Here is a 26530-nt window from a genome sequence, read left to right as displayed (position 1 = left end):
TGCAATCTGGTTCATCCGTTGTGGAGAGCGCTCTTCAGAGGACGGTTGCTGGCTTGGGTTTGCCTGCAAGACCGTACCAGTGATGCTCAAACCGGCCCGCATGCCAGCGCAGGGTGCCCCAGGGCTGGTCAGCCTGCCAGCGCGGGAAGTTGATCTCCACGCGGTTGTCTTCGTACTTGTAGAGAGAGGTGCTGATCTCGATATCCGACAGGATAAGCAGCACCACCCCACCGATGACACTCCATTTCAGCATCTTCCACATGGCGATTACTCGAAGCAGATCTCGATGGTGGCACGGCCATACTCCGATTCGAACGGCATCATGATCTTGGCGCCGTCGGCCCGGTGAGTAATGGTGTGATTGGGACCGGAGACGATGACCGGGGTCGCCATGTCGAACTCATAGCCCTTCTCCCCCAGCATGCGTTTGGCGCCGCCCGTCACCATGTTGGTGATCTCGCCCACCATGTCGGTCACTTCCTCGTTGATGGTCGCCGGCGCCTCCCCCAGCATGCGACGCATGATCTCCAGTGCCAGCCCCTTCTCGAAGCTGATGGAGAGGGAACCCCGGGTCTGCGGACCCACCATGCCAATCAGGCCGGAGACATCTCCCCGAGCCAGCTCGTCCGTCTTGCGCTTGGGCGCGCCCGGTTTGAGTTCCAGCTGTGCCATGGTGGAGAGCACGTTGAGCAGGGAGAGCAGGAACGGGTTTACAAAATCAGCCTTCATCTTGACTTCCTACGGTAACGGAACAGCGGGCACATTGACCATGGGCTTCTATGGTCTTGTTGGTAATAGTAAAACCATGCTGATGAGCCTGCTCGGAAAAGGCGCCGTCGATGGCGGGATCGTGCAGCTCCACTACCTCACCGCAACGATCGCAGATCAGCAGTTGCATCGGGTGGGCATGGTCGAAGTGGCAGCAGAAGATGAAGGCGTTGAGCGACTCCACCTTGTGGGCAAAGCCCTGTTCGAGCAGGAAGTCGAGCGCCCGATAGACGGTAGGCGGTTTGGCATGAGCCTCGGTCTGCTGCAACTGGGCCAGCAAATCATAGGCACTGATGGCATTGCCGTGGGCGGCAAGCAGCCGGAGCACCTGGCGCCGTGTCGGGGTGAAACGGATCCCGCGCTGCTCGCAGAGGCGCTCCGCTCGTTGTAGAAGTTGGTCTTGATTCATGTTCACGCAGATACCCTGTCAATTAGCCGGATACTATCACAGGGCCCCCAGTGCGCGGCGACAAAATTCATTTTCTGGGGCTGTCTCACGTTGTGATAGAATCCCGCCCCTTGTTTGGCCAACCCGGATGATTTTTATGCAGGCGCAGCGCTTTTCCATCGCCCCCATGCTGGACTGGACCGATCGGCATTGCCGTTATTTCCACCGTCTGATGACCCGCCAGACCCTGCTCTATACCGAGATGGTGACCACGGGCGCCATCATCCACGGCAAGGGCGACTATCTGGGTTACAGCGAGCAGGAACACCCTCTCGCCCTGCAACTGGGTGGCAGCAACCCGGCAGACCTGGCCCGCTGCGCCAGGCTCGCCGAGGAGCGCGGGTATGACGAGGTCAACCTCAACGTCGGCTGCCCTTCCGATCGGGTGCAAAACGGCCGCTTCGGCGCCTGCCTCATGGGCGAACCCGCACTGGTGGCTGATTGCGTCAAGGCGATGCGCGACGTAGTCGACATTCCGGTCACCGTGAAGACCCGTATCGGCATCGACGAGCAAGACTCCTACGAGTTCTTGCAGGCCTTCATCGAGCAGGTAAGGGACGCCGGTTGCGATACCTTCATCGTCCACGCCCGCAAGGCCTGGTTGAGCGGCCTGAGTCCGAAAGAGAACCGCGAGATCCCGCCCCTCGATTATCCTCGCGTCTACCAGGTCAAGCAGGATTACCCGGATCTGACCATTGCCATCAACGGCGGAGTGACCAGTCTGGAACAGACTCTTGAACATCTGCAGCACCTCGACGGGGTCATGATGGGCCGCGAAGCCTACCAGAATCCCTACATTCTGGCCCAGGTGGACAATCTGGTGTTCGGCGAGAACCGTGCCGTGCCAAGCCGCCACGAGGTGGTGCGGATGATGCTGCCCTACATCGAACAGGAGCTGGCCAAGGGAAACTACCTCTCCCACATGACCCGCCACATGCTGGGGTTGTTCCAGAACATGCAGGGGGCGCGCGCCTGGCGTCGCCATCTGAGCGAGAATGCCTGCAAGCCGGGGGCCGACATTCAAGTGGTGCTGGACGCCATGGCCAAGGTGCCGGAGTTCGCGCCAGCCGACGCGGTGGAGTGATCATGTACCGCTTCACCGGATCCTGGCTGCACAAGGCCCTGGTGCGTCTGTGCGCCGGCCTGCTCACCATTCTCGGCATCAAGCTCAGCGCCTTCTATTTCATCGGGCTGCTGATCGTGCTGGGGCTGCACCGGGACCAACTCCTGGGCTGAACGCCACCTCTCCCGAACAAGAAAAAGCCGACGCCCCTGCGCCGGCTTTTTTGTCACCACGGAGGCGGCCCGACAGTCTGGCTTACTCCTCCTGAACCATGAACTGGAGTTCAGGGGGAGAAGAGGTCAGCACATCGGCGCAGTAATCCCAGGTCGAGATGCGGTAGTGCTGCAAATCTTCATCCAAGTGCAGTCCATCGGATTCCTGATGGAACCAGCTGGCGAAACGGGACGGGGTGATGAGCTGGATCTGCTCCTCGATGACGTGGCTATCACGCCCCTCCGCCAGATCGCAGTCCTCCATCACCCGCACCGCGAAGATGTGGCGAAAACTCACCCGGCACAGGGGCAACGGAGGCAGATCGATGCTGCGAGCGCGCCCCAGCATGACGGTCAGGGTGTCGCTCCAGATATCCTGATGCAGTTCGGCAACGACCAGGCCGGGAGGGAGTTGACGAGAGGGAGCCCAGGGGACGGCTACCTGCCGAATGGCATTTTTCTGTTCCATATCCACCTCGCTACAGCGCATGCCATATCCTGAGTGTATCTGAAACAAATTTTGACGAAGATGGCAAGAAAAAACCCGGCACAAGCCGGGTTTCATTTGATTACAAGACGATCTTATTTGACAGCGTCTTTCAGCGCCTTGCCAGCCACGAAGGACGGCACATTGGCAGCTGCAATCTGGATCTCTTTACCGGTTTGCGGGTTGCGACCGGTACGGCCCGCGCGATGGTTGACCTTGAAGGTACCAAAACCCACCAACTGAACGGCATCGCCCTCTTTCAGGCTCTGGGTAATACCATTGATGATCTCTTCCAGAGCGACTTTGGCCTGAGCTTTGCTCAGGTCTGCTTTGGCGGCAATTGCATCGACAAGTTGAGCTTTGTTCATAACATTTCCTTTATGATCGGGCATTTAGCACCGTGCCACTCTATTCAAAAAAAAACACTCAGGCAAAGGCTTTATCAGCCGGATTGGCTTGAATGCTGGGGTTTTCATCAAGATCTGCGGAAATAGTCACATATATCGCCCCCTTGTCCCCTGGATGGGCGACAGGATGCGAAGTACCGGTGGGGAGAGGCATGCAAATCCCCACCTGATGTAACAATATCCCTACACTCCTATTGACGGTCAACTGGATTTTCCCTAGTTATAGGAGTGTCGTCAGTCGATGAGAATGACCGAAGGCATGCGACCCGAGAGCCGCATGCCATGCCCATGGAGGGACTATGTTAACTGAACTGGAAAAAACCAAGCGCGCACTGGCAGGCAAGCACAGAGCAATAGATGACTGGCTGGATGCCAGACAGGCGTTGCTGGTCGAGTACATGCGACTTGCAGGCCTCATGCCCGCCAAGTGCAAGCAACGCACCCTCCCAGGCCACGTCGAACTGCAACGTTTTTGCGAACAACTGGTCGATTACGTCAGCGCAGGCCATTTCGAGATCTACAACCACGTCGTCACCGCCTTTGAGCAAGCCAGCGGGGACAAACTGGAGCTGGCCAAGCGTATCTACCCCCATATCCGTGCCTGTACCGAATTCGCGCTGGAGTTCAACGACAAGTACAGCAACGCCGACGAAGCCCAGTTGCTGCAACTGGACGAGGATCTGAACCAGCTCGGCCCCGTGCTGGAGGACAGGTTCAAACAGGAGGATCGGCTGGTCAAGGCGCTGCAGGTGGTGGAATCCCTCAGCCATCAGCAGGTCTGATATTCAATATCGGAGCCAGTTCAACATCCTGATGCACCAGCTACATTACACTCTGCAACATGAAGGATGAGCATCTTGCTCGCACGCAGACCGGAGACGACCATGGCCGAGCGCCGCCACTTTACTCGGATTTTCTATTTGACCGCCGCCAAGCTCACCCAGGGTGAACACCAGTGGCGCACCCAGCTGGTCGATGTCTCCCTGCAGGGAGCCCTGCTGCTCAGACCCGAGGATTGGGTCGCCAGCGAGGACAAGGAGTACGAAATCTGCTTCGTGCTCGGGGGCAGCGACATCGAGATCAAGATGCAGGTCGAGCTGACCCACGAAGCCAGCAAGAAGCTGGGGTTTTACTGCCACCACATCGACATCGACAGCGCCACTCACCTCAAGCGGATGATCGAGCTGAACATCGGAGAGGAGCAACTGCTCCATCGCGAGCTGGAGCAGTTGCTGCAAGAGCACCGAGACCACGTCCCCCCCGAATCCTGAGCGGGCAGGCAGAAAAACAAAGGAGCGTCCATACGCTCCTTTTTCATGGTCGGTTACAGGGCCTCGAGGGCATCGGAGAGTTTCTTCACCGGCACCACCTCCATCCCCTCGATGGGATGTTTGGGCGCATTGGCATGCGGGACGATGGCTCGGCGGAAACCGTGCTTGGCCGCCTCCTGCAGTCGCTCCTGACCCGAGGGCACGGGCCGTATCTCGCCGGAGAGCCCCACTTCGCCAAAGACCACCAGATCCTTGGGCAGGGCCTGATCCCGGAAGCTCGACACCATGGCCAGCAGCAGCGCCAGATCCGCACTGGTCTCCTCGACTTTGACGCCACCCACCACGTTGATGAACACATCCTGATCCGCCATCTGCAACCCGCCGTGACGATGCAGCACCGCCAGCAGCATGGCGAGACGGTTGTGGTCCATCCCCACCGCCACCCGGCGCGGATTGGAGAGCTGGGAGTAATCCACCAGCGCCTGCAACTCCACCAGCAGGGGGCGCGTGCCTTCCCAGATCACCATGACGATGGAGCCCGGAGCCTGCTCCTCCCCGCGGCTGAGGAAAATCGCGGAAGGGTTGCTCACCTCCTTCATTCCCTGCCCGGTCATGGCGAAGACCCCCAGTTCGTTGACCGCACCGAAGCGGTTCTTGTGGGAGCGCAGGGTGCGAAAACGCGAGTCGTGCCCGCCATCCAGCAGCACGGAGCAGTCGATGCAGTGCTCCAGCACCTTGGGGCCCGCCAGGGTGCCGTCCTTGGTGACGTGGCCCACCATGAAGATGGCCACATGATTCTGCTTGGCATAGCGTGTCAGCAGCGCCGCCGACTCCCGCACCTGGGAGACGGACCCCGGCGCAGACTGCACATCCGCCACGTGCATCACCTGGATGGAGTCGATGACCATGATCTGAGGTTGCTCCTGCTGGGCGATGAGGCAGATCTGCTCGACACTGGTCTCGGACAACATGCGCAGCTTGTCCGTGGGCAGACCCAGCCGACCGGCCCGCATCGCCACCTGTTGCAGTGATTCCTCACCGGTCACATAGAGGGTCTTCATGCGCTGCGCCAGGCCGCACATGGTCTGCAGCAACAGGGTCGACTTGCCGGCCCCGGGGTTGCCGCCGATGAGAATGGCCGAACCAGGGACCACGCCGCCACCGAGTACGCGGTCCAGCTCCTTGAAGCCCGAGCTGAAACGGGGGATCTCCGTGGTGGCGATCTCCGCCAGGGTCTGCACCTGGCTGCCGACGGCGCCCGCATAACCGGTATAGCGAGCGCTCTTGCCGGGTGTCGTCACCCCCAGTCGCACCTCGGTGATGGTGTTCCATTCCTTGCACTCGCTGCACTGGCCTTGCCAGCGGGTGAAGTCGGCTCCACATTCGGAACAAACATAGGCGGTTTTGTTTTTGGCCATGGATAACTCGGGGACAGGATGAATTCCTGCTTGATATACTTGTTTGCGACCGGCAGATCAAACCCAGAATCGGAAAAGTGACTTTCCGCGGCAGGAATACATGGATTCAGAACAACCACTACATCTGATAGAACAACTTGTCCCCCTGCTCCGGGAAAAGGACTTCGACGAAATCTTCAACCGTCTGACCCAGAACGAAAATACGAACAGCCGGTTCCTGCTGAAGATGGAACTCAAACGCAAGTGCACCCCCTGTCGGCGCGTCATCGACATGCGCAACGAGCTGGGCGCCCTCTGCCAGGTGCATGAGTTCGACGGGGTGACCCACTTCATGCCCGCCGAGGCCATTGAGCTGTTTCAATCCCAGTGCTACCTCTACCGGGACAGCTACACCCTGGGAGTCTACGAGGCGCTGCAAGCCTGGTACAAACTCAACCAGGGGCGCAGCGACAATCTGGCGCTGCCCATCAGCCCGTTTCGTCCGTTCGATGTCAGCGCCATCCCCTTCGCCAGCCATTACGGGCGACAGGAAGAGCGCATGCACTTCAGCTCTCCCATGGTGCTCCAGCTCGCCAACGGCGAGAAGATCCTCGCCAAGAGCTCCGACATCTCCCTCGGCGGCATCCGGGTATCCGTGCCCTATCTGCCCGACTACCAGACAGGCGACCTGATAGCCGTCTTCTTCACCGGACTGGAACGCGATCATCCCCATCCCCTGCTGCGTGACCCGGTCAGCTACCAGATCCTGGGGGAGGAGAGAAAAGAGGACAAATTCTGGCTCAGGCTGCTCAAGAACGGCGAGCATCCGGTGTTCGACGAGTTCCTGCGCGACTTCATCGAGCGCAACCGCAGCCGCTATCGCGTCAGCGTCGACTACCTGCTCTCCGCCGCCGTCATCAAGGGGTATGAGCAGTTCTATCTGCCGCGCATGACCGGCATGCCCCTCTATTTCGGCAAGGGCAGCGTCCCCGCCCTCGAGATCGCCCTGCGCACCGAGAACAACCAGCACATTCTCGAATACTGGCGCGACGCCAAGAATCGCGACATGCTCGCCAGCCTCTTCACCGCTGCCCGCATGCCCTCGTTGCTCCCAGGCAAAGAGGGACTGCGCGAGACGCTGATCTACAGCTTTACCCATGCGGTACGCAGCCACCTCTACTTCTTCTCCGCGACCCGGGAGGAGCTGGAACAGAGCGGACTGACCGCGCTCTTCTTCCAGATCGGCGCCCGCCGCCCCAGTTGGCGGGTGTACAAGTTCAGCATGGAAGCCTGCACCCTGCGGGAGGCCGACCTCGACAACCCCCAGGGCGGGGCGAGCCAGTTGCAGGACAGGCTGCTGCGCGAGCGCCTGGCCCAGCTCGGTTACGTGGGCATGCTGCAGGAGATAAACCTGGACAACCAGCGCGACGAGTTCCAGCGAGAGACGGGTCAGGATCCGCTCAACGCCAACGCCTTGCAGCGCTTTGGCCATGACATCCATGCCGCCCCCTTCGAGATAGAGACGCTGCACTATGTGCAACTGCGCAAGGAGGCGCGCTACATGCACAAGACGGCCATCGTCTTGCATCACAAGGAGCGATCCTGGGTCGGCTGGACCCGAGACATCTCTGCCCACGGCATGCAAATCGAGCTGGAGGAGCCGTTCGACGGGGAGAAGGGAGACATCATCACTGTGGCTCTGCCCCGCTTGCAGGAGCTCGCCAGGAACATGGACCTGCAACGCCTACCCTATCGGCTGGTCAGCCTCAACCTGAGCAGAACAGTGCTGCATCTGTGCATCGAGGGGACGGCCGAGCGCCATACCGGCCACCAGTTCTTCAGCCTGCTGATCGAAAGCAACCAGAACAAGCTCAAGACCACCCGGGAGTTCAATCGCTATCGCGGCATGGCCAGGGCGCTGCGCAACCTCTACACCCACCACCTGTTCAACACCCCCGTCTATGTGAACAAGCTCAAGGCCGCACCGAAACTGGCCGCGGCCGGCCTCTCGCCACAGCCACGCAGCCTTTCCCGTCTGCTGCGCATCTGTACCGAGCAGGATCAGCAGTTGAACCTGTATCCCCTGTTCCAGGGGGCACTGCTCAAGGCCCTCCTGCTCAATCCCCTGCGCGCCATCGAGCGGGAAGACAAGCCGGAAGAGGAGGAGGTCTACATCGCCGCACTCCACTCTCAGGGGGGAACACCCCTGTTTCGCAGCCACCTGGCCAGCAGCTTCAGCTCACCGGATCAAAAGCGCCGCTTCATCGAGCTGGCCCGGCAACAGGGCGAGTTCTATTCGGTACTGGTGGGTATTTCGCGCACCGGCCGCCCGGACACCAGCTTCATCGCGGGTGAACTGGACTACATCGCCAAGTTCGCCATTCACAAGGCCAAGAAGCTGGAAGAGGAGCTCTGGAGTGTCGTGGGCGTGGGTGAACTGACCGATACCACCGAGGCGACCCTGTTCCGCCTTGGCATACCATCCGGGCCCCGCTAGCCAGCAGGGCCGGGAGACAACAAAAAACGGGCACGCAAGCGCCCGTTTTTTTTGTCTATCAGGCAGCCTGGGGGTTGCGCAGCCAGGCGAGGATGTCGGGGAAGTGATCCTCCTGTGCCTGGGGGGCCGTCAGCATGTTGATGTGGTCGTAATCGAGCCGGTTGCCGTTGTCCCGCCCAAGGCGGGTGTGGCGGGCAGCCGAGCCCATCTCGTCGCTGAAGCGGCGCACGTCGACGGGGTGGCCAAGTACCTTGTCCGCCTTGGCGGAGATCATCCAGAGCGGGGGCCAGTTGATCCGGCTCGCCGCCTCGTCATAGGCGAAACCGTCAAAGGGATCCTGCCAGGGCCCGCACTTGACCCAGGGGATGGTCTCCTGCAGGTAGCGCAGGGGCTCATCATCGGCCCCTATCTTCAACCGGCGGGCGGCCAGAAACCCCCGGCGGCGCGCCAGCCAGGGGGCGAGCCGGTTCCAGATCAGATCCACCTTCAACCAGCGCTCCGGGTTCTGCACCGAGACCCCCCGCTTGGTGCCGAAGAACACCAGGCTGGCAACCTGCTCCGCCAGCTCGGGGAAGCGCACCAGGGTCGAGGCCATGATGACGCCGCCCCAGGAGTGGGCCATCCAGTGCACCCGGGCACCGGCATGGCGGGCCGATACCCAGCGCTGCAGGGCGGGCAGATCCTCGGTGATCAGCTCATGCTGGCCGTGGCCGGCCCGCTCGGCGATGGTCGGTGTGCTCAGACCCCGACCACGCAGATCCGCCACATAGACCTGATACCCGTGGCGAGCCAGAAAGCAGGCAAGCCCCTTGCCCGATTCGGTGTAGAAGATGCGGCCGTTCTCGATGGCCCCGTGCACCATCAGGATGGGGTCGGCATGCACCGCGACACCGGGCTGGATATGGCGCACATGGAGTCGATGCTCACCGCAGGGGACAAACAGGGATTGCTGTAACAGTTCCATCTCGTGATCGGCTCCTCCTTGAGCGGGATCAGCACCAGCGTCGGTCGCGACAAGCCAGGGCGCCGAGCAGGCAGAGCACCCCTTCCAGATCGTGGTGATTGAGGGTCGCCGCCGCCTGGGCACGTACCAGGGGTTTGGCATGAATGGCAATGCCAAGCCCCGCCACCGCCATCATCTTGAGATCGTTGGCACCATCGCCGACCGCAACCGTCTGGGATGCAACCACCCCGTACTCCGAGGCCAGCTGTTGCAGTGCTTCGGCCTTGGCGGCGGCATCGACGATGGGGCCGCTCACCTTGCCGGTCAGCAAGCCCCCTTCCACCGCCAGCTCGTTGGCGAAAATGGCATCCAGACCCAGAGCACGCTGCAACTCGCCGGCAAAGCGGGTGAAGCCACCGGAGGCGATCGCCACCTTCCAGCCAGCCTGCTTGAGGGCATCGACCATGAGTGGCAGGCCCGGCATCCAGGGCATGTCGGCCGCCACCTCGTCGAGGATGGTGACCGGCGCCCCTTCCAGCAGCGCCACCCGGGCACGCAGACTGTCGGCAAACTCCAGCTTGCCCTGCATGGCCGCCGCGGTAACGGCCGCCACTTGCTCACCGACCCCGGCCAGCCGCGCGATTTCGTCGATGCACTCTATCCTGATCGCGGTGGAATCCATGTCCATCACCAGCAGACCGGGCTCACTCAGGGTAGGCAGGGCGGCCAGATGACACAGGTCGATGTCCCACTCCTGGGCTTTGAGCGCCTGCACCAGCTCGGGGGAAAAGCGGTTGGTGCCAAGCAGCAGCAGCGGAATACCGGCCTGCTCCCCTGCGGGATAGAGGCTTGACTCAAGCCCCAGGGCATCCAGCTGCTGGGCCAGGCGGGCCAGATGACCGGCCTCCAGCCCCTTGCCAAACAGGACAATCCAGGCGCTGTCGTGGGCGTTGGCCGCGGGCAGCAGGGCTTCGTTGGTGAGCTGCCAGCAGGGGGCACAGCTCAGGGCCCCGGACCAGTCGTGCAGGGAGCGGGGAAGTTGGGACAACAACATAAGAGAGACGCCTTCCTTGGAAATCATGGGGTTCATCATGCGGGCCCAGAGTAGCGTATTGCTTTTTGTACAGGCAAGCGCCAAGATCCCGCCTGCGGTGCGGGCAGACATGGAAACAGACCACCCTGTTTCCCGCTTCGCGGCACCGGGGCACCAGCCAGCCCCGCTCATCCATTACCAGAGGCCCGGTTCTGTGCGTCATCTTCCCATCAAACGTGTTGTCAGTCTGGCGGCGGGAGTCCTGCTCGGTCTCTGGGTGCTGGTGCTGCTCATCCACATGCAGGGAGAGAGCCAGGCCGCCCTGCACGCGGCGGCACGGGACAGGGCACAGGCGCTGGTCGCCTATGCCGCCCGGGACATGCGCCGCTGGATCAAGGAGGACAAGGAGAGCGAGCTGGAGAGACTGGCGCAGGATCTGGCCGCCGAGCCTGACATTCTGGACGTCACCCTCTATGACGCCCGCGGCATTCCCCTCGCCCAGTCGGACAACGCCCTGCCGCTGGACAGCCTGCTGCCCATCGGCAGCGACAACAAATCCCTGCCGGAGCAGGGCAAGGGGCGCATCCAATTCGTCCAGGAGATCCAGGACGGAAACCTGACCCTGGGCTATCTGAGGATCACCCTGGAAGAGCAGAAACTGCTGGCCGCACAAGATACCCATCTCAAGGTCAACCAGGAGAAACAGCGCCTGATGCTGCTGGTGATGCTGCTGGCCGGCCTGCTCATCTCCTACGGGGTGCGTCGCAACTACATGCGGGTGCGCAAGCACAAGAAACAGAGCAAACCCGCCGCTCCGCAATAAGCGGGAGTGGATCACATCCTCCGGCTTGTATATAACACTGGCAAGATCACTGGCAGGAGAGCCACATGATTGCCCCCCCCTTGCCGCGGGATGAACACAGTCGACTGGAACGACTGCGCATCCTCGGCCTGCTCGACCACGAGCCCATCGATCAGCTTGATCGCCTCACCCGGCTCATCACCCGGCATTTCGCACTCCCCATCGCCATGGTCTCCCTGACCGACGTGAACAGGCAGTGGTTTCTCGCCCGCACCGGGGTCGATATGTGCGAGTTCAACCGGGAACACTCCTTCTGCGGTCATGCCATTTTGCGCCCCGACATCATGCAGGTACCGGATGCCAGACGGGATCTCCGCTTTGCCGACAACCCGCTGGTGACCGATGATCCCGGCGTGGTCTTCTACGCCGGCCGCCCACTGCGCGCCCTCGATGGCGTGGTGCTCGGCACCCTCTGCCTGGTGGACCATGTGCCGCGCCATCTCGACGAAGATGCCTGCCGGGATCTCGACGACTTCGGCCGCCTGGTGGAGAACACCCTGCACGATTTGGAGCGGCGCCACCAGGTGCGCACCCTCAACCAGGTGCTGGAAGACAAGGAGCATCTCTTCACCCTCACCTTCAACCAGTCGTCGGTGGGCATGGCCCTCTCCTCCCTCGAAGGCAAGTGGCTGCGGGCCAACCCGGGGCTGGAGCGGCTGCTCGGTTACAGCGAGCATGAGATGCTGAGCCGGACCTGGCTCGCCATGACCCATCCCGAAGATCTGCAACGGGAGCAGCCCCTGTTCGATGCCCTGATCGCGGGGCAACGGCAGGATTACCGGCTGGAGAAGCGGATGATCCGGGCCGATGGCACCCTGTGCTGGGTCCAGCTCAGCGTGACCCTCTGCCAGAGCCGCACCATGGCCCCCCACATGATCGCCGTGTTTGCCGACCTCACCGAGCGCAAACAGGCCGAAGCCGAACTCGTGCGGCTGCAGCAAGGGCTCGAGCAGCAGGTGCAGTCACGGACCCGGGAGCTCTCCCGCACGGTGGAACAGCTGCATCAGGAGATGCGCGAGCGCGGCGCCATGCAGCAGCAGCTGTGGCAGGAGCAGCGCCGCCTGCAGCACATGCTGGAGCACACCAGCAACGCCTTCCTCGAGCTCGATGCCGATTTCATCATCACAGGCTGGAACCCGGCCTCCACCACCCTGCTCGGCTGGCACGCCGACGAGATGCTGGGCCGTCCCCTCTTCGGGCTGCTCGGCGCCGAGCATCCCCTGCTGAGCCTGTCAGGCAACCCGCAGAGTCCGCCACGGCGGCTGGAGTGCGACATCATCACCCGCACAGGCCGGCACATCCCGGTCGAGGTGATTGCCGAGCGTTACCAGTTCGACGGCAAGGTGCGCATCGCCCTGTTTTTGCACGACATCACGGCCCGCCGCCAGGTGCTCGCGGAGATCGAGCGTGGCCGTGCCCGACTGCGGGCCATCACCGATGGCCTGCCGGTCACCATCAGCATGGTGTCGCCCGAGGGGCGTTACCTGTTCGCCAACCAGGCCTATTGCCGCTACTTCGGGCTCGATACCGAACAGATGCGGGAAATGAGCGTGCGGGACGTCATCGGCGAGGAGGCCCACGGCAGGGCCATGGCCTATGTGGCAAAGGCCCTCGCCGGTGAGCAGGTGAGTTTCGAGCACCGTTTCGATCTCCCCATAGGCAGACGCGACCTCAGGATCACCATGATCCCGAGCCGGGGCGACGAGCCCGGGGTCTACATCCTCGGCAGCGACATCACCGAGTTCAAGGCGCTGCAAAGCCAGCTGGAACACGAGGCGGCTCACGACCCCCTCACCGGCCTGCCCAACCGACGCGCCTTCACCCTGCGCCTCTCCCGGGAGCTGGAGCGGGTGCGCCAGAATGCCGAACCCCTGGGCCTGCTGTTCCTCGATCTCGACGGCTTCAAGGGGATCAACGACAGGCTGGGACACCACGTCGGCGATGCCCTGTTGCAACGCTTCGCCCAGGTGCTGAGTGCCGAGGTGCGCCCGGGGGACATGGTGGCGCGCCTGGCCGGCGACGAGTTCACCATCATACTGCCCGCCTTGCGCCAACCGGCGCAGGAGCTGCCCGCCCTGTGCGAGCGGCTGCTGGCGGCCATGGCGGTTCCTGGGGACGTAGCCGGTCATCGGCTGCCCCTTGCCGGCAGCATAGGGAGCGCCCTCTGCCACTCGGGCCAGTATTGTCACATCGACGATCTGCTGCACCGGGCCGATGCCGCCATGTACCGGGCCAAGCAGTCGGGCAAGGGGCGCTTCGCCCTCGATCTCTGACCGTGCTTCGCATAAAAAAACGGCGGCCCGAGGGCCGCCGTTTTTTTATGCGCGAGGGGGATCAGTTGTCACCCAGCAGGACGGAGTCCAGCGCGATTTCGATCATGTCGTTGAAGGTCAGCTGACGCTCTTCGGAGGTGGTCTGCTCACCGGTACGGATATGGTCGGAGACGGTGCAGATGGTCAGCGCCTTGGCACCGTACTCGGCGGCCACACCATAGATACCGGCGGCTTCCATCTCGACACCCAGGATGCCGTATTTTTCCATGACGTCGAACATGGAGGGGTCCGGGGTGTAGAACAGATCGGCGGAGAAGATGTTGCCCACGCGCACGGCCACGCCCTTGTTCTTGGCGGCCTGAACGGCATTGGCCACCAGGTCGAAGTCGGCGATGGCGGCGAAGTCGTGGTCCTTGAAGCGCAGACGGTTCACTTTGGAGTCGGTGCAGGCACCCATGCCGATCACCACGTCACGCAGTTTCACGTCTTCACGCACGGCACCGCAGGAGCCCACGCGGATCAGGGTCTTCACGCCGTAGTCGGTGATCAGCTCTTTTGCGTAGATGGAGCAGGACGGGATGCCCATGCCGTGACCCATGACGGAGATGCGACGACCCTTGTAGGTGCCGGTGAAACCGAACATGTTGCGCACGTCGCACACCTGCTCGACGTTCTCCAGGAAGGTTTCGGCGATGTACTTGGCACGCAGGGGGTCGCCCGGCATCAGCACGGTATCAGCAAAGGCGCCATCTTTCGCATTGATATGAGGAGTTGCCATTCTCTTTATTCCTTCACACTAGGTTGAGTTTTATTGTCTTTATGGATTGTCCGCTGCCTGCGCGGCGGCGGTACATTACAGGAAACCGGGGCCCTGTGGCACCCCGGGCAGGCGAACCGGCCCGGGGTCACCATCACAGGAAGCTGGTACCGTATTGCAGCTTGGGCAGGCCGTGGTAGGCCGCGATGCTCTGGCCGATGTCGGCGAAGGTCTCGCGACGACCGACGGAGCCCGCCTTGACCGGCTTGCCGTAGAACAGTACCGGAATGTATTCGCGGGTGTGGTCGGTACCGCTCCAGGTCGGGTCACAGCCGTGGTCGGCGGTCAGCACCACCACGTCGCCATCCTGCAGCAGGTCGAACAGCTCCGGCAGGCGGGAGTCGAAGTACTCCAGCGCATCGGCGTAGCCCTTGACGTCACGGCGGTGACCGTAGGAGGAGTCGAAGTCCACGAAGTTGGTGAAGACGATGGTCTGGTCACCGGCCGCTTTCACCTCTTCCAGAGTCCTGTCCCACAGCTCGGTCAGACCGGTCCCCTTCACCTGCTTGGTGATGCCCTGCTGGGCATAGATGTCGGCGATCTTGCCGATGGAGACCACCTGGCCACCCGCTTCCTTCATGTAGTCCAGCACGGTCGGCGCCGGCGGCAGCACGGAGTAGTCGTGGCGGTTGCCGGTGCGCTTGAAGTTGCCCTTGCCGCTGCCCACGAACGGACGCGCGATGACGCGGCCGATGTTGTAGGGCTCCAGCAGCTCGCGCACTATGTGGCACAGCTCATAGAGCTTCTCGAGGCCATAGGTCTCTTCGTGGCAGGCGATCTGGAACACGGAGTCAGCAGAGGTGTAGAGGATCGGCTTGCCGGTGCGCATGTGCTCTTCGCCCAGATCGTCCAGCACCTGGGTGCCGGAGGCGTGGCAGTTGCCCAGATACCCGGGCAGACCGGCCTTCTCGACGATGGCATCCAGCAGCTCCTGCGGGAAGCTGTTGTGATGGTCGTGGAAATAACCCCACTCGAACAAGACGGGCACGCCGGCAATCTCCCAGTGACCGGACGGGGTGTCCTTGCCGGAGGAGAGCTCCTGGGCAAAGCCGTAGGCACCGATCACCTCGACATCCTTGTTCAGTCCGGCCGGGAAGGTGCCGCTGGCGAGTTCGCCCGCGTGGCCCAGACCCAGCTTGCTGAGGTTTGGCAGGTTGAGAGCGCCACGGCCCTCGATCTCACCGGCGGCGCACGCCTTGGCGATATGGCCAAGGGTATTGGCCCCCACGTCGCCGAACTTGTCGGCATCGGCGGCAGCACCAATACCGAAAGAGTCCATCATCAGAATAAAGGTACGTTTCATGGGACTTCCCCTTGTTACAAATCAGCCAGACCGATGCGACGGTAAACCTCGGGCAGCGCCTCTGGTCGGGTGTCGCCGATCTTCACGGCAGCCTGCACCATGCGGGCAGCCTCGGCAAATTGAGCTTCTGTCTGAGCGTGGATCAGGGCGAGCGGCTTGTCAGCATCGACGCTCTGACCCAGGCGGATAAAGTCGGTCAGACCGACCGCATAATCGAGTTTGTCGGCGGCGGCGCGGCGACCGCCGCCCATGGCCACCACGGCCAGACCCAGTTCACGGGTGTCCATGGCGGTGACGAATCCGCTGTGGGCCGCGTAGACGGGGCGCACGATGGCGGCTTTGGGCAGGTAGGCGTCGTAGCGCTCCATGAAGTCGGCGGGACCACCGAGGCCGGTCACCATGCGCCCGAAGATCTCGGCTGCCTTGCCGTTGTCCAGCACCGCTTGCAGCTTGGTGCGGGCATCGCCGTCCTCGCTGGCAAGACCGGCGGAGATCAGCATCTCGGCGCACAGGGCCATGGTCACTTCGTGGATGCGCGGGTTGCGATACTCACCGGTCAGGTAGCGCACCGCTTCGCGCACTTCCACGGCGTTGCCGGCGCTGGAGGCCAGCACCTGGTTCATGTCGGTCAGGAGTGCAGAGGTGCGGCAGCCGGCCCCGTTGGCCACGGCGACGATGCTCTTGGCCAGTTCCTCGGAGGCTTCAAAGGTCGGCATGAAGGCGCCGGAGCCCACCTTCACGTCCATCACCAACGCTTCCAGCCCGGAGGCAAGCTTCTTGGAGAGGATGGAGCCGGTGATCATGGCAATGGACTCGACGGTGGCGGTGATATCCCGTACCGCGTAGATACGCTTGTCGGCCGGGGCGAGATCGCCGGTCTGGCCGATGATGGCGACACCCGCCTCTTTCACCACTTTCAGGAAGCGGTCGTTGTCGACTGAGGTCTGGTAGCCGGGGATGGCATCCAGCTTGTCCAGGGTACCGCCGGTGTGGCCGAGACCACGGCCGGAGATCATGGGCACGAAACCGCCGCACGCAGCGACCATGGGGCCCAGCATCAGGGACACGACGTCACCCACACCGCCGGTGGAGTGCTTGTCGACGATGGGGCCGCCCAGGTTGAGGTGATCCCAGGTCAATACCATGCCGGAGTCGCGCATGGCGCAGGTCAGGGCGACCCGCTCATCCATGGTCATGTCCTTGAAGTAGACCGCCATGGCCAGGGCCGCGATCTGCCCCTCACCGATGGTGTTGTTGGTTATGCCTTGGACGAAGAATTGAATCTCTTGGGTACTGAGCGCTTCACCGTTGCGCTTCTTGCGAATAATTTCTTGAGGCAAAAACATCTTTCATTCCCTCCGTGCATCACGCACGAACACAGACCGAACCAGATCCGGAAGGGGGCGGCGCACCGCCCCCTGCCACCGCTTAGTAACCGCTGGTATTGGCAGGCTTGTCGCCATGCCCCAGGGTCGCCAGCAGGCTGGCCAGCAGGCTGGAGGCGCCGAAGCGGAAGGTGCGGGCGGATACCCAGTCCTTGCCCAGGATCTCTTCGGCCATGGCCAGGTACTGACCCGCCACGGCGGCGTCTTTCACGCCACCGGCCGGCTTGAAGCCCACTTTCGGGTTCTTGGCCTTGATCACTTCCATCATGATGCGGGCAGCTTCCGGGGTCGCGTTCACTGGCACCTTGCCGGTGGAGGTCTTGATGAAATCGGCACCGGCGTCGATGGAGATCTCGGAGGCGCGACGGATCAGCGCCTCTTCCTTCAACTCGCCGGTCTCGATGATCACTTTCAGCAGTACCTTGGCGCCGCAGGCTTCCTTACATGCTTTGACCAGATCGAAGCCGACCTGTTCATTGCCAGCCATGAAGGCGCGGTACGGGAAGACCACGTCCACCTCGTCGGCACCGTAGGCCACGGCGGCGCGGGTCTCGGCCACGGCGATCTCGATGTCGTCGTTGCCGTGGGGGAAGTTGGTCACGGTCGCGATGCGCACGTCGGCGGCGCCGATGTCACGCAGGGTCTTGCGCGCGATGGGGATGAAACGGGGGTAGATGCAGACGGCGGCGGTCAGGCCGGCCGGAGACTTGGCCTTGTGGCACAGGTCGATCACCTTCTGATCGGTGTCGTCATCGTTCAGGGTGGTCAGGTCCATCAGGTTCAGGGCGCGTTGGGCGGCCACTTTCAGATCAGTCATGCTATGTCTCCAAAGTCTTGTTAAGCCCCATCACCCGCGATCGGCTTCACCGAACACCAAGGGTCGGCAGAGACGTTCCCGGAGCAACGGGATATGGAATTGCAGCGCAAATGCACAGGCAATACGGCTGCAAATAAGGCAAGAGCCCTGTCACTTTCTTACAAAAGTGCGGACTTGGTTCCATGAAGACTTGAGAAAGGCCGACTACGCAGACCCGACTTCCCAATCAATTCCATTTGACCGCCAACACCCGGATTCACCGGGCATTAGTCAATGCCAGCACCCTGCTGGCATCGCCTATTTCAGCCGAGATACCCCGTGTTTGCAAGCCGGATTTGCCAATTTCAGAGGTACCTCACACCCGGCAAATCCAGCGCTGGAAGGCGCTTAAGAGAAGAAGCGGGTCAGGATCCAGGAGTAGGCAATGCCCCCCAGATAGACCCCCACGATCCCCATGACGCCGGAGAGGACGGGCGGCGCCGGTATCGGCAACTTGAGGAAAGAAAACAACACCCCAACGATAAAGCCGGCCGCCATAGCCAGTAGCACTTCATTCATAGAACCTCCGATTTGACTCACTTTATTATTAGTCTTGACAGGAAAACGGTTGTCACCACCCCAAACGAGAACGCCACAGCAAATCGCTGTGGCGTTCGTCTTTATCCTGTCAGTCAGGCGATGTTACATGCCGGACAGCGCCAGGAAGAAGCCTGCGATGGTCGCAGACATCAGGTTGGACAGGGAACCTGCCAGCACGGCCTTCAGACCGAACTTGGCGATGGTGCCGCGACGGTTCGGTGCCATGGAGCCCAGACCACCCAGCAGGATGGCGACGGAGGACAGGTTGGCGAAGCCGCACAGGGCGAAGGAGATGATCGCCTTGGTGTGCTCGGACATGGCCGCACCGTTGATCAGCACTTCATCCTTCAGGTAGGGAGCGAAGTTCAGGTAGGCCACGAACTCGTTGACCACCAGCTTCTGACCGATGAAGGAACCGGCCACGACCGCTTCGCTCCAGGGCACGCCGATCAGGAAGGCCAGCGGGGAGAACAGCCAGCCCAGCAGCAGCTCCAGGGAGAGTTGCGGGTAACCGAACCAGCCGCCCACACCGGAGAAGATGCCGTTGATCATGGCGATGAGGCCGATGAAGGCCAGCAGCATGGCACCCACGTTCAGGGCCAGTTGCAGACCGGCGGAGGCACCGGCGGCAGCGGCGTCGATCACGTTGGCAGGTTTGTCGTCCAGCTCACCTTCTGCGGTGTTCTCGTCGTAGCTCGGGGTCTCGGTTTCCGGTACCAGCAGCTTGGCGAACAGCAGACCACCCGGGGCAGCCATGAAGGAGGCGGCGATCAGGTATTCCATCTTGACGCCCATGGAGGCGTAACCGGCCAGCACGGAGCCGGCAACGGAAGCCAGACCACCACACATGACGGCAAACAGCTCGGAGTCGGTCATCTTGGAGATGAAGGGACGTACCACCAGCGGGGCTTCGGTCTGACCGACGAAGATGTTGGCAGTGGCGGAGAGGGATTCGGTACGGGAAGTGCCCAGCACCTTCTGCAGACCGCCGCCCAGCAGCTTGATCACCCACTGCATGATGCCGAGGTAGTAGAGTACCGCGATCAGGGAAGAGAAGAAGATGATGACGGGCAGGACGCGGAAGGCGAAGACGAAGCCACCGCCACCGAATACTTCGAACATCTTGTTGCCAACCAGACCACCGAACAGGAATTCGATGCCGTTCTGGCCATAACCGATGACGCTGGAGACGGCGTCGGACACGCCTACCAGGATGTCACGACCGACCGGCACGTAGAGCACGAAGGCCCCCAGACCGGCCTGGATGGCAAAGGCGCCACCTACGGTACGAATTTTGATTGCCTTGCGGTTGCTGGAGAACAGCACCGCAATCAGGATGAGCGTCGCCATCCCTACCAGACCCATTATCAGATTCATTATTAACACTTCCTCTTTAGTAGCACCTGCCAGCTTGTTAACGATTTGTGTATTGAAGCCGCTAATCAAGGGTGCGCATTATACTAATTACGGTGCGACAAAATAGAATACTGGTCACATTTTATAAGCCACAAACGGCCTGAACATCGTTTAATTAGACCGCAAACGATTTTTATGGGCCCTGTTTTTTATCACTCGGTCATCATTTGATAATCAAATGTTAATTTCATGATTTCCTGGGGGGAACAGCCGCCGGGTGGAGCCATGTAACACCGAAATAACATCCTCCAGCGGTTGCTGCCGCAATTGTGCCAACAAGCGGGCTATGGTCGGCAGGCTGGCCGGCGTGTTCACCTCCCCCTGCTGGCCTTGCAGCGGCATGTCGGGAGCGTCGGTTTCCAGCAGCAAGGCCTCCAGCGGCATCTGGCGTATCGCCTCCCGGGTCTTGTTGGCGCGCTCATAGCTGATGACCCCCCCGATCCCCAGCCTGAAACCCAGTTGCCAGAACACCTCCGCCTGATGCAGGGAGCCGCTGAAGGCGTGAATGACCCCCCCTTGTGGCGGAGTGAAGCGCCGCAGGATCTTGGCGACCGTGTCGTTGGCACGCACCGAGTGGACGATGAGGGGCAGCTCATGCGCCATGGCCAGCCGCACCTGCGCCTCGAACATCTCGACCTGCCCCTCCTGCGGCACATGGGAGCGCAGATCCAACCCGCACTCCCCCACGGCCACCAGCCCACGGGGCCGACTCGCCAGCAGGGTCTCCAACCGGGTCAGTGCATCCCGAGGCTGCTTGCCCACATACCAGGGATGGATCCCCAGGCCATAGCGGATGTCGTCGTGGCGCCCGGCCAGCGCCATCACCCGCCCCCAGTTTTCCTCTCCCACGGCGGGGATGATATACTCGCCCACCCCCAGCTGGCGCCACCGGGTCAGCAGCGCCTCCCTATCGGTGTCAAAGACCGGAAAATCGAGGTGGCAGTGGGTGTCTATCAATTCCATGTCGCGCTTACCTGTCTGTCGTACTCAATGGGTTCATTCCATGCCAACACACGTTTCCCGAGGCTTTACCCTGATAGAACTGGTGCTGGTCATCATCGTGCTGGGGATCCTGGCCGTGACCGCCCTGCCCCGCTTCATCAACATCCAGGACGACGGGCTCAAGAGCAGCGTCTCGGCCACGGCGGGCAGCTTTGCCAGTGCCGCCCGGCTCGCCCACGCCGGCTGGGCGGTCAAGGTGAAGGGGGAGCCCCTGGCACTCTACAACTTTAGCGGCATGGGCAGGCAGGATCTCGACATCAACAGCCATGGCTGGCCGGTTGGCACCAAGGAGGACCAGGGAGGTCAGGGGCCCGATACCGTCTTCCCCGGTGGCGACAGCGATCAGATCTCCGTCAGCAGCCGGGACGACTGCGAGAGCCTGTTTGGCGCCCTGCTCGATACCGATCTGACGGTGGCCGATGAGTTGCACCAGGATTCAGACAGTGACTACATCTCCCGGCTCATCCCGGCAGACGCTCAGGCTGACGGCGCCCTTCGTCACGACAACTGCCGCTATACCCTGCGCAGCTCCGTGGGCCGCTTCCCGGCATACCCCGACGGGCTCTCGTTCGACTACAACAGCGTCACTGGCGCCGTGACCCGCCAGTTCCAGTGAGGTCGTCGCCCTTCTCCGGGCGCTTCTCATCTTCATCATGGCGTACCGGCGCGCAGCAGCGCCGGTTCTCCGGTGTGAGTCCCCACTCCTGGCACCAGGCATCGTAGCGAGCCAGCCAACGCAGCAATATCCCCTTCATGGGCGCCTCCTTGTCTTGATGGTTTCCCCACAAGCCTGCCCCAATCCAACTCCCCAGACCAGCATCTCGGGGCCAGCGGCGTCATGGCCTGTCCAGCGGCAGCAGCAGCCCCATGGCAATCTCGTCCACATAGCCCTCGTCCAGCCGATAGGCCTGCCGTCTCACCCCTTCCTCCACGAACCCGCACTTGCGATACAAGGCGTGGGCCACCTCGTTGTGGGCCATCACTCCCAGCTCCAGCCGGTGGATACCGAGATCCCTCGCGGTCGCGATCAGGGTACGCAGCAACCGTTCCCCCCATCCCTGCCCGCGCGCCCCCGAACGCAGCCCCATCACCACCAGAGCGCAGTGGCGGTTGCGTGCCAGGCCGCCACCAAGGAGCGCGGCAAACCCTTGCACCTCCCCCGCCAGCTCCAGCAGCCACATGGCCTGATTGGGGGCCGCGGCCATGGCCTCGAGCCGCCTGCGCTGCCCCTCGATGTCCGAGGGGCGCTCTCCCGCTTCATACAGCATGAAGCGGGTCTCCCTGTCCAGTTGCCCGAAGAAGCGATCCAGCACCGCCGCATCCTCCACCCCTGCCATACGAATCATCACGCCGACCTCCCTGCCTGGTGGTTCTGCCGACCACGACCATAAAAAAAACGACTCCCTCAGGAGTCGTTTTTATCAGAGCCATCTGGCTAACGCCACGCCCTCGGCCCGATCAGGCTTTCGCTGGCAGGCTCAGGCAGGCGACCGCTTCCACCTGCATCGCGCGAGGGGAAGATCCCGAGCGATGATCAGGCCTTCGCTGGCAGGCTCAGGCGAGCAACGGCTTCCACGTGCATGGAGTGCGGGAACATGTCCACCGGCTGCACCTCGTCCAGCACGAAGCCCTGCTTGACCAGCCAGGCGAGATCCCGGGCCAGGGTCTGGGGGTTGCAGGAGACATAGACCAGCCGGCGCGGCGCCATGGCCACCAGGGTCTGCAATACCGCCTTGTCACAGCCCTTGCGGGGCGGATCCATCACCACCACGTCGGCACTCACCCCGTCGGCGTGCAGGGCAGGCATCAGCTGCTCCGCCTTGCCCACGTGGAACTCGGTCTGCTCGATGCCGTTGAGGGCCGCATTGCGACGGGCATCGTTGATGGCGCTCTCCACCGACTCGATCCCCACCACCTTGGCGGCCTTGCCGGCCAGGAACAGGGAGATGGTGCCGATGCCGCAATAGATGTCGAACACCGTCTCGTTGCCGGTCAGCTCGCAATACTCCAGCGCCTTGGAGTAGAGCACGTCGGTCTGGCTCGGGTTGTTCTGGAAGAAGGAGAGGGGCGAGATCTCGAATTCGAGCTCGTGGATCTTGTCGCGGATCACCCCGCTGCCCAGCAGCACCCGGCTCTTGTCACCCAGGATGCGGTTGGTACGCACTTCGTTGATGTTCTGCACCAGGGTGGTGACCGGCAGATCCGCCAGGGCCGCCAGCAGCTCGGTTTCGAACGGCAGCGCTTCGCCCAGGGTCACCAGCACCACCATCAGCTCGCCGCTCTTGAAGCCCTTGCGGGTCATCAGGTTGCGCACGCAGCCGGTGTGGGCCACCTCGTCATAGGCCGCGATGTCGTGCTCGCGCATCCAGTTGCGTACCCGGGCATTGAGCTCCACGTGCAGCGAGTCCTGCACCGCGCAATCATCGGCGGTGATGAGGTCATGGGAGTGCTTGCGGTAGAAGCCGATCTCGGCGCCCGCCTCGCTGCCACGCACCGCGTACTGGGCCTTGTTGCGGTAGGCAAACGGCGTCTCCATGCCGAGGATGGGGTTGACCACGGCCTCACCCAGCCCGACCTGCTCCAGTGCGCTCTGCACCAGGCTCTGCTTGAGGGCAAGCTGGGCCGGATAGGCCAGCGGGCGCACCTGGCAGCCACCGCACTCGGTATTGGGGCAAAAATCCGGCACCCTGTCGGCGGACGGCTGGGTCAGCTCGACCAGCTTGCCGTGCAGGTAGTTCGGTTTGACCTCGGTCAACTCGACCAGCGCCTGCTCACCGGGCAGCAGACCCTCGACAAACAGGGGGCGATCGAACAGGCGACCCTTGCCATCCCCCTTGTCGGTCAGTTCCAGAATATCGATCTGATGTTGGTGTCCCACTAACGGCATGAGCGGCTCCGAAGGCATGAAAGAGAGGGTGACGACGGGGCAGACCCGGCGACCCCGAATAAAGGGTGGCAGAGTTTAGCGGAGATCCGCCCAAAATGCAGGCATAAAAGACCCCGCAAACACAAATAGCGACCCCGGCCACCAGCGGCCCGGTCCGGGCAGCCTGGCCAGCCCGCCCCAATAAAAAAACCGCCGGACGGGGCCGGCGGTATGACATTCATGGCAGCAGGATCAATGGCTGTAGGCTTTCTCGCCGTGGCTGGTCACGTCCAGCCCTTCGCGCTCGGCATCTTCCTTCACCCGCAGACCGATCAGCAGGTCCACCAGCTTGTAGGCCACGGCCGAGACCAGGGCGGTCCAGACCACGGTCACCCCCACGCCGATGACCTGTACCTTGACCTGGGCCAGGATGGAGTATCCCTCGGCCACCTGGTTGGTCACATAGTCCCACACCCCGGTGCCGCCCAGATCCGGGCTGGCGAACACCCCGGTCAGCACGGCCCCCAGGATCCCGCACACCCCGTGCAGGCCGAACACGTCCAGGCTGTCATCGGCCCCCAGCAGACGCTTGAGACCGTGCACGCCCCACAAACCGGCCACACCGCTGAGCAGGCCGATGATGAGGGCGCCCCCCACACCGACGAAACCGGCGGCAGGGGTGATGGCGACCAGGCCCGCCACCGCACCGGAGACAGCGCCAAGCAGGGAGGGACGGCCCTTCATCGCCCACTCGGCGAAGGTCCAGGAGAGGGCGGCAGCGGCCGGCGCGATCCAGGTGTTGGCGAAGGCCAGGGCCGCCGTGCCGTTGGCTTCGAGGGAGGAGCCGGCGTTGAAGCCGAACCAGCCGAACCACAGCAGGGCGGCACCGATCATGGTCATGGTCAGGCTGTGGGGGGTCATGGGGTCACGGCCATAGCCAACCCGTTTGCCCACCATGAAGGCCCCAACCAGACCGGCCACCGCGGCGTTGATGTGCACCACTGTGCCGCCGGCGAAGTCCAGAGCGCCGTGCTGGAACAGATAGCCTGCGGTGGCACCGGCCGCTTCGGCGGCGGCCGCATCCGTGTAGGCATCCGGACCCGCCCAGTACCACACCATGTGCGCCATCGGGATATAGGCGAAGGTGAACCAGATCACCGCGAACAGCAGCACCGCCGAGAACTTCATCCGCTCGGCAAAGCCGCCGACGATGAGCCCGCAGGTGATGGCGGCAAAGGCGCCCTGGAACACCACGTAGATGAACTCGCTGATCCCGACCCCCTTGCTGAAGGTGGCGGCGATGGAATCCGGCGTCACCCCCATCAACAGCACCTTGTCGAAGGAGCCGTAGAAGGCGCCGCCCTCGGTGAAGGCCAGGGAGTAGCCGTAGACCACCCAGAGGACGGTGATGAGGCAGAACAGGGTGAACACCTGCATCAGCACGCTCAGCATGTTCTTGGCGCGCACCAGGCCGCCGTAGAAGAGGGCGAGGCCCGGCACGGACATCAGGATCACCAGGGCCGCCGCCACCATCAGCCAGGTATTGTCCCCCTTGTTGATGGTCACGGTCGCGGCCGCCTGTACCACATCGGCCTGCGCGGCCACCTCTTCGGCCCAGCCCGGGGCGGCCATGGTGGCGGCCAGCGCCAGCAGGCCAGTCATTACGAGTCTCTTGAACATACAGCCCTCTCCTTGTCGTCCCGGCATCCGGGTCCATTTCCTGATATGCATTTCCAACCTGGCCACCTGCCCACCGCACCTGTGTGGCTCACGGAGACATCATGGCGACATGACATGGGGAAAGCATAAAGCAGGCCAAGAAAAATAATCCTTTTATTTCATGGCGTTATGTTTTTATCATATTCAACACGCACCATCTTGGCGCACGACGCCCGGTTACAGGGGGAAAATCGCACTTTGGCTGTGCATTGCCGGGAAAATGCACCAGGATGACCCAATCGCTTCACAATGACGGGGCGAACCCGTGGTGATGTCACCCTGGCAGGCTTATCTATCCCGCTAAGGTATTTATGAAATAAATGAAATGGGCCATACCATGGTGAAATCAAATGAGGCTGACGACCAATATCCCCCCACCCGAGGGGCACAAGCACTTTAAGAGTGCAAACTCGCACCATTCGTCTGGTCTGCCCCGAAATGCCCGGTCATACTGGCAAGCCATCTTCCCCTGTTCCCAGCGCCGCGAGGAGCCCATGCCCAATCTCAACGTGACCGAAATCAAGGCGTTCGTGCCTGCCCGGGATTTCCCGCTGTCAAAGCAGTTCTATCAGGATCTCGGCTTTACCCTGGCCTCCGATGGCGACGGCGTAGCCTATTTTCATCTCGGCAACGCAAGCTTCCTGCTGCAGGATGGCAACCCCCCGGGGCTGGCCGAGCAGCTCATGATGCACCTCCTGGTGGAGGACGTGGCCGCCTGGCGGGCCCAAGTGGAGGCGAGCCAGATCGCCGCCCGCTACGGCGTCCGGGTCACAGAGCTCGTCACCCAGCCGTGGCGCATGAAGGAGTTCTGTCTGTACGATCCCGCCGGCGTGCTGTGGCGCATCGCACAGAATATCGACTGAGGGGATGGCAGTCCGAGAGGCTGATGGCCTGACAGCCTGTGGGTCTGAAGGGCTGAGGGTCTGTGGGTCTGTGGGTCTGAGGGTCTGAGGGTCTGTGGGTCT

28 protein-coding genes are annotated in these 26530 nt (G+C 62.3%); 9 read left to right on the top strand and 19 right to left on the bottom strand.

Annotated features, from left to right (window positions below):
• Positions 1-34: 34 nt before the first annotated feature.
• Genes BGO64_RS06200 through zur form a run of 3 tightly spaced genes read right to left on the bottom strand, consistent with a single transcriptional unit; the run spans position 35 to position 1177 of the window.
• Entirely contained in the window at positions 35-262 is a 228-nt protein-coding gene (locus tag BGO64_RS06200; RefSeq protein WP_039039956.1) for a hypothetical protein, read from the bottom strand.
• 5 nt (positions 263-267) lie between these two features.
• A complete protein-coding gene (locus BGO64_RS06195) occupies positions 268-729 on the bottom strand; it encodes a chemotaxis protein CheX (protein ID WP_010673043.1) in 462 nt (153 codons plus the stop codon).
• Positions 719-1177 (bottom strand): zinc uptake transcriptional repressor Zur, encoded by a 459-nt coding sequence (gene zur / locus BGO64_RS06190; RefSeq protein WP_042882157.1) that lies wholly within the window; start codon positions 1175-1177, stop codon positions 719-721. The genes BGO64_RS06195 and zur overlap by 11 nt, the downstream gene beginning before the upstream one ends.
• A 136-nt stretch (positions 1178-1313) precedes the next feature.
• On the opposite strand from zur, the gene dusA reads away from it, so the two are divergent.
• Together dusA and BGO64_RS06180 are read left to right on the top strand one after the other, a co-directional pair.
• A complete protein-coding gene (gene dusA / locus BGO64_RS06185) occupies positions 1314-2300 on the top strand; it encodes a tRNA dihydrouridine(20/20a) synthase DusA (protein ID WP_221436116.1) in 987 nt (328 codons plus the stop codon).
• A gap of 2 nt (positions 2301-2302) precedes the next feature.
• Entirely contained in the window at positions 2303-2452 is a 150-nt protein-coding gene (locus BGO64_RS06180; RefSeq protein WP_010673040.1) for a hypothetical protein, read from the top strand.
• Positions 2453-2534: 82 nt separating this feature from the next.
• On the opposite strand, the gene BGO64_RS06175 is transcribed toward BGO64_RS06180, so the two are convergent.
• Together BGO64_RS06175 and hupA are read right to left on the bottom strand one after the other, a co-directional pair.
• Positions 2535-2960, bottom strand: a complete 426-nt coding sequence (locus BGO64_RS06175; RefSeq protein ID WP_029313758.1) for a hypothetical protein — start codon at positions 2958-2960, stop codon at positions 2535-2537.
• A 113-nt stretch (positions 2961-3073) separates the two neighbouring features.
• Positions 3074-3346: a nucleoid-associated protein HU-alpha gene (gene hupA, locus BGO64_RS06170; protein WP_005305063.1), complete on the bottom strand. Its 273-nt coding sequence runs from the start codon at positions 3344-3346 to the stop codon at positions 3074-3076.
• A 338-nt stretch (positions 3347-3684) separates the two neighbouring features.
• Here hupA and BGO64_RS06165 point away from each other — a divergent pair, with 338 nt between their 5' ends.
• Both BGO64_RS06165 and BGO64_RS06160 read left to right on the top strand, forming a co-directional pair.
• Positions 3685-4167 carry an Rsd/AlgQ family anti-sigma factor gene (locus BGO64_RS06165; protein WP_029313757.1) on the top strand — a complete coding sequence of 161 codons (483 nt, stop codon included), beginning with the start codon at positions 3685-3687 and terminating at the stop codon, positions 4165-4167.
• A gap of 102 nt (positions 4168-4269) precedes the next feature.
• Complete coding sequence (locus tag BGO64_RS06160) at positions 4270-4656, top strand: PilZ domain-containing protein (protein WP_029313755.1); 387 nt, start codon at positions 4270-4272, stop codon at positions 4654-4656.
• Between the two features lie 53 nt (positions 4657-4709).
• On the opposite strand, the gene radA is transcribed toward BGO64_RS06160, so the two are convergent.
• A complete protein-coding gene (gene radA, locus BGO64_RS06155) occupies positions 4710-6074 on the bottom strand; it encodes a DNA repair protein RadA (protein ID WP_010673036.1) in 1365 nt (454 codons plus the stop codon).
• A 100-nt stretch (positions 6075-6174) separates the two neighbouring features.
• Here radA and BGO64_RS06150 point away from each other — a divergent pair, with 100 nt between their 5' ends.
• Positions 6175-8550, top strand: a complete 2376-nt coding sequence (locus tag BGO64_RS06150) for a PilZ domain-containing protein (RefSeq protein ID WP_286700344.1) — start codon at positions 6175-6177, stop codon at positions 8548-8550.
• A gap of 58 nt (positions 8551-8608) precedes the next feature.
• On the opposite strand, the gene BGO64_RS06145 is transcribed toward BGO64_RS06150, so the two are convergent.
• Together BGO64_RS06145 and serB are read right to left on the bottom strand one after the other, a co-directional pair.
• Positions 8609-9514: an alpha/beta fold hydrolase gene (locus tag BGO64_RS06145; protein ID WP_286700343.1), complete on the bottom strand. Its 906-nt coding sequence runs from the start codon at positions 9512-9514 to the stop codon at positions 8609-8611.
• A gap of 28 nt (positions 9515-9542) precedes the next feature.
• The gene (gene serB / locus BGO64_RS06140) at positions 9543-10547 is read right to left on the bottom strand and encodes a phosphoserine phosphatase SerB (protein WP_041210929.1); all 1005 of its coding nucleotides are present in this window, start codon (positions 10545-10547) and stop codon (positions 9543-9545) included.
• A 193-nt stretch (positions 10548-10740) separates the two neighbouring features.
• Between serB and BGO64_RS06135 the strand changes: the two genes are divergently transcribed.
• Both BGO64_RS06135 and BGO64_RS06130 read left to right on the top strand, forming a co-directional pair.
• Positions 10741-11349, top strand: coding sequence for an AhpA/YtjB family protein (locus BGO64_RS06135; RefSeq protein WP_010673032.1), 609 nt, complete (start codon positions 10741-10743; stop codon positions 11347-11349).
• A gap of 65 nt (positions 11350-11414) precedes the next feature.
• Positions 11415-13661, top strand: coding sequence for a sensor domain-containing diguanylate cyclase (locus tag BGO64_RS06130; RefSeq protein ID WP_286700342.1), 2247 nt, complete (start codon positions 11415-11417; stop codon positions 13659-13661).
• A gap of 61 nt (positions 13662-13722) precedes the next feature.
• Here BGO64_RS06130 and deoD read toward each other — a convergent pair whose 3' ends face one another.
• From deoD to BGO64_RS06095, 7 genes are all read right to left on the bottom strand, one after another.
• Complete coding sequence (gene deoD, locus BGO64_RS06125; protein WP_005341325.1) at positions 13723-14439, bottom strand: purine-nucleoside phosphorylase; 717 nt, start codon at positions 14437-14439, stop codon at positions 13723-13725.
• Positions 14440-14572: 133 nt separating this feature from the next.
• Positions 14573-15781, bottom strand: coding sequence for a phosphopentomutase (locus BGO64_RS06120; protein ID WP_039039948.1), 1209 nt, complete (start codon positions 15779-15781; stop codon positions 14573-14575).
• 14 nt (positions 15782-15795) lie between these two features.
• Positions 15796-17127 (bottom strand): thymidine phosphorylase, encoded by a 1332-nt coding sequence (gene deoA / locus BGO64_RS06115; RefSeq protein ID WP_286700341.1) that lies wholly within the window; start codon positions 17125-17127, stop codon positions 15796-15798.
• A gap of 82 nt (positions 17128-17209) precedes the next feature.
• Positions 17210-17983, bottom strand: a complete 774-nt coding sequence (deoC, locus tag BGO64_RS06110; protein WP_039039946.1) for a deoxyribose-phosphate aldolase — start codon at positions 17981-17983, stop codon at positions 17210-17212.
• Between the two features lie 387 nt (positions 17984-18370).
• A complete protein-coding gene (locus BGO64_RS06105) occupies positions 18371-18541 on the bottom strand; it encodes a XapX domain-containing protein (protein WP_010673027.1) in 171 nt (56 codons plus the stop codon).
• 123 nt (positions 18542-18664) lie between these two features.
• Positions 18665-19939 (bottom strand): NupC/NupG family nucleoside CNT transporter, encoded by a 1275-nt coding sequence (locus BGO64_RS06100; RefSeq protein WP_286700340.1) that lies wholly within the window; start codon positions 19937-19939, stop codon positions 18665-18667.
• A gap of 213 nt (positions 19940-20152) precedes the next feature.
• Positions 20153-20941: a TatD family hydrolase gene (locus BGO64_RS06095; RefSeq protein ID WP_286700339.1), complete on the bottom strand. Its 789-nt coding sequence runs from the start codon at positions 20939-20941 to the stop codon at positions 20153-20155.
• A 40-nt stretch (positions 20942-20981) separates the two neighbouring features.
• On the opposite strand from BGO64_RS06095, the gene tppF reads away from it, so the two are divergent.
• Positions 20982-21596: a type IVa pilus pseudopilin TppF gene (tppF, locus tag BGO64_RS06090; RefSeq protein WP_029313748.1), complete on the top strand. Its 615-nt coding sequence runs from the start codon at positions 20982-20984 to the stop codon at positions 21594-21596.
• On the opposite strand, the gene BGO64_RS06085 is transcribed toward tppF, so the two are convergent.
• From BGO64_RS06085 to amt, 4 genes are all read right to left on the bottom strand, one after another.
• Complete coding sequence (locus BGO64_RS06085) at positions 21565-21735, bottom strand: DUF5363 family protein (protein WP_164882078.1); 171 nt, start codon at positions 21733-21735, stop codon at positions 21565-21567. The two genes, tppF and BGO64_RS06085, sit on opposite strands and share 32 nt — an antisense overlap.
• Before the next feature lie 81 nt (positions 21736-21816).
• Positions 21817-22326 (bottom strand): GNAT family N-acetyltransferase, encoded by a 510-nt coding sequence (locus BGO64_RS06080; RefSeq protein WP_174722089.1) that lies wholly within the window; start codon positions 22324-22326, stop codon positions 21817-21819.
• A 188-nt stretch (positions 22327-22514) separates the two neighbouring features.
• Complete coding sequence (gene rlmD, locus BGO64_RS06075) at positions 22515-23867, bottom strand: 23S rRNA (uracil(1939)-C(5))-methyltransferase RlmD (RefSeq protein ID WP_286700338.1); 1353 nt, start codon at positions 23865-23867, stop codon at positions 22515-22517.
• 231 nt (positions 23868-24098) lie between these two features.
• On the bottom strand, positions 24099-25526 hold the full coding sequence (amt, locus tag BGO64_RS06070) for an ammonium transporter (protein ID WP_010673021.1): 1428 nt from the start codon (positions 25524-25526) through the stop codon (positions 24099-24101).
• Positions 25527-26059: 533 nt separating this feature from the next.
• Between amt and BGO64_RS06065 the strand changes: the two genes are divergently transcribed.
• Complete coding sequence (locus BGO64_RS06065; RefSeq protein WP_128341747.1) at positions 26060-26428, top strand: VOC family protein; 369 nt, start codon at positions 26060-26062, stop codon at positions 26426-26428.
• Positions 26429-26530 lie beyond the last annotated feature (102 nt).

The organism is Aeromonas sp. 62-46 (assembly GCF_001898585.1).
In the GTDB taxonomy this organism is placed as follows: domain Bacteria; phylum Pseudomonadota; class Gammaproteobacteria; order Enterobacterales; family Aeromonadaceae; genus Aeromonas; species Aeromonas caviae.
This window is presented reverse-complemented; position numbering and strand designations above follow the sequence as displayed.

What these genes read in the sequence shown, in the direction of transcription:
- BGO64_RS06200 (WP_039039956.1), bottom strand. Translation starts at nt 262, where the DNA reads ATGTGGAAGATGCTGAAATGGAGTGTCATCGGTGGGGTGGTGCTGCTT.
- BGO64_RS06195 (WP_010673043.1), bottom strand. Translation starts at nt 729, where the DNA reads ATGAAGGCTGATTTTGTAAACCCGTTCCTGCTCTCCCTGCTCAACGTG.
- zur (WP_042882157.1), bottom strand. Translation starts at nt 1,177, where the DNA reads ATGAATCAAGACCAACTTCTACAACGAGCGGAGCGCCTCTGCGAGCAG.
- dusA (WP_221436116.1), top strand. Translation starts at nt 1,314, where the DNA reads ATGCAGGCGCAGCGCTTTTCCATCGCCCCCATGCTGGACTGGACCGAT.
- BGO64_RS06180 (WP_010673040.1), top strand. Translation starts at nt 2,303, where the DNA reads ATGTACCGCTTCACCGGATCCTGGCTGCACAAGGCCCTGGTGCGTCTG.
- BGO64_RS06175 (WP_029313758.1), bottom strand. Translation starts at nt 2,960, where the DNA reads ATGGAACAGAAAAATGCCATTCGGCAGGTAGCCGTCCCCTGGGCTCCC.
- hupA (WP_005305063.1), bottom strand. Translation starts at nt 3,346, where the DNA reads ATGAACAAAGCTCAACTTGTCGATGCAATTGCCGCCAAAGCAGACCTG.
- BGO64_RS06165 (WP_029313757.1), top strand. Translation starts at nt 3,685, where the DNA reads ATGTTAACTGAACTGGAAAAAACCAAGCGCGCACTGGCAGGCAAGCAC.
- BGO64_RS06160 (WP_029313755.1), top strand. Translation starts at nt 4,270, where the DNA reads ATGGCCGAGCGCCGCCACTTTACTCGGATTTTCTATTTGACCGCCGCC.
- radA (WP_010673036.1), bottom strand. Translation starts at nt 6,074, where the DNA reads ATGGCCAAAAACAAAACCGCCTATGTTTGTTCCGAATGTGGAGCCGAC.
- BGO64_RS06150 (WP_286700344.1), top strand. Translation starts at nt 6,175, where the DNA reads ATGGATTCAGAACAACCACTACATCTGATAGAACAACTTGTCCCCCTG.
- BGO64_RS06145 (WP_286700343.1), bottom strand. Translation starts at nt 9,514, where the DNA reads ATGGAACTGTTACAGCAATCCCTGTTTGTCCCCTGCGGTGAGCATCGA.
- serB (WP_041210929.1), bottom strand. Translation starts at nt 10,547, where the DNA reads ATGTTGTTGTCCCAACTTCCCCGCTCCCTGCACGACTGGTCCGGGGCC.
- BGO64_RS06130 (WP_286700342.1), top strand. Translation starts at nt 11,415, where the DNA reads ATGATTGCCCCCCCCTTGCCGCGGGATGAACACAGTCGACTGGAACGA.
- deoD (WP_005341325.1), bottom strand. Translation starts at nt 14,439, where the DNA reads ATGGCAACTCCTCATATCAATGCGAAAGATGGCGCCTTTGCTGATACC.
- BGO64_RS06120 (WP_039039948.1), bottom strand. Translation starts at nt 15,781, where the DNA reads ATGAAACGTACCTTTATTCTGATGATGGACTCTTTCGGTATTGGTGCT.
- deoA (WP_286700341.1), bottom strand. Translation starts at nt 17,127, where the DNA reads ATGTTTTTGCCTCAAGAAATTATTCGCAAGAAGCGCAACGGTGAAGCG.
- deoC (WP_039039946.1), bottom strand. Translation starts at nt 17,983, where the DNA reads ATGACTGATCTGAAAGTGGCCGCCCAACGCGCCCTGAACCTGATGGAC.
- BGO64_RS06105 (WP_010673027.1), bottom strand. Translation starts at nt 18,541, where the DNA reads ATGAATGAAGTGCTACTGGCTATGGCGGCCGGCTTTATCGTTGGGGTG.
- BGO64_RS06100 (WP_286700340.1), bottom strand. Translation starts at nt 19,939, where the DNA reads ATGAATCTGATAATGGGTCTGGTAGGGATGGCGACGCTCATCCTGATT.
- BGO64_RS06095 (WP_286700339.1), bottom strand. Translation starts at nt 20,941, where the DNA reads ATGGAATTGATAGACACCCACTGCCACCTCGATTTTCCGGTCTTTGAC.
- tppF (WP_029313748.1), top strand. Translation starts at nt 20,982, where the DNA reads ATGCCAACACACGTTTCCCGAGGCTTTACCCTGATAGAACTGGTGCTG.
- BGO64_RS06085 (WP_164882078.1), bottom strand. Translation starts at nt 21,735, where the DNA reads ATGAAGGGGATATTGCTGCGTTGGCTGGCTCGCTACGATGCCTGGTGC.
- BGO64_RS06080 (WP_174722089.1), bottom strand. Translation starts at nt 22,326, where the DNA reads ATGATTCGTATGGCAGGGGTGGAGGATGCGGCGGTGCTGGATCGCTTC.
- rlmD (WP_286700338.1), bottom strand. Translation starts at nt 23,867, where the DNA reads ATGCCGTTAGTGGGACACCAACATCAGATCGATATTCTGGAACTGACC.
- amt (WP_010673021.1), bottom strand. Translation starts at nt 25,526, where the DNA reads ATGTTCAAGAGACTCGTAATGACTGGCCTGCTGGCGCTGGCCGCCACC.
- BGO64_RS06065 (WP_128341747.1), top strand. Translation starts at nt 26,060, where the DNA reads ATGCCCAATCTCAACGTGACCGAAATCAAGGCGTTCGTGCCTGCCCGG.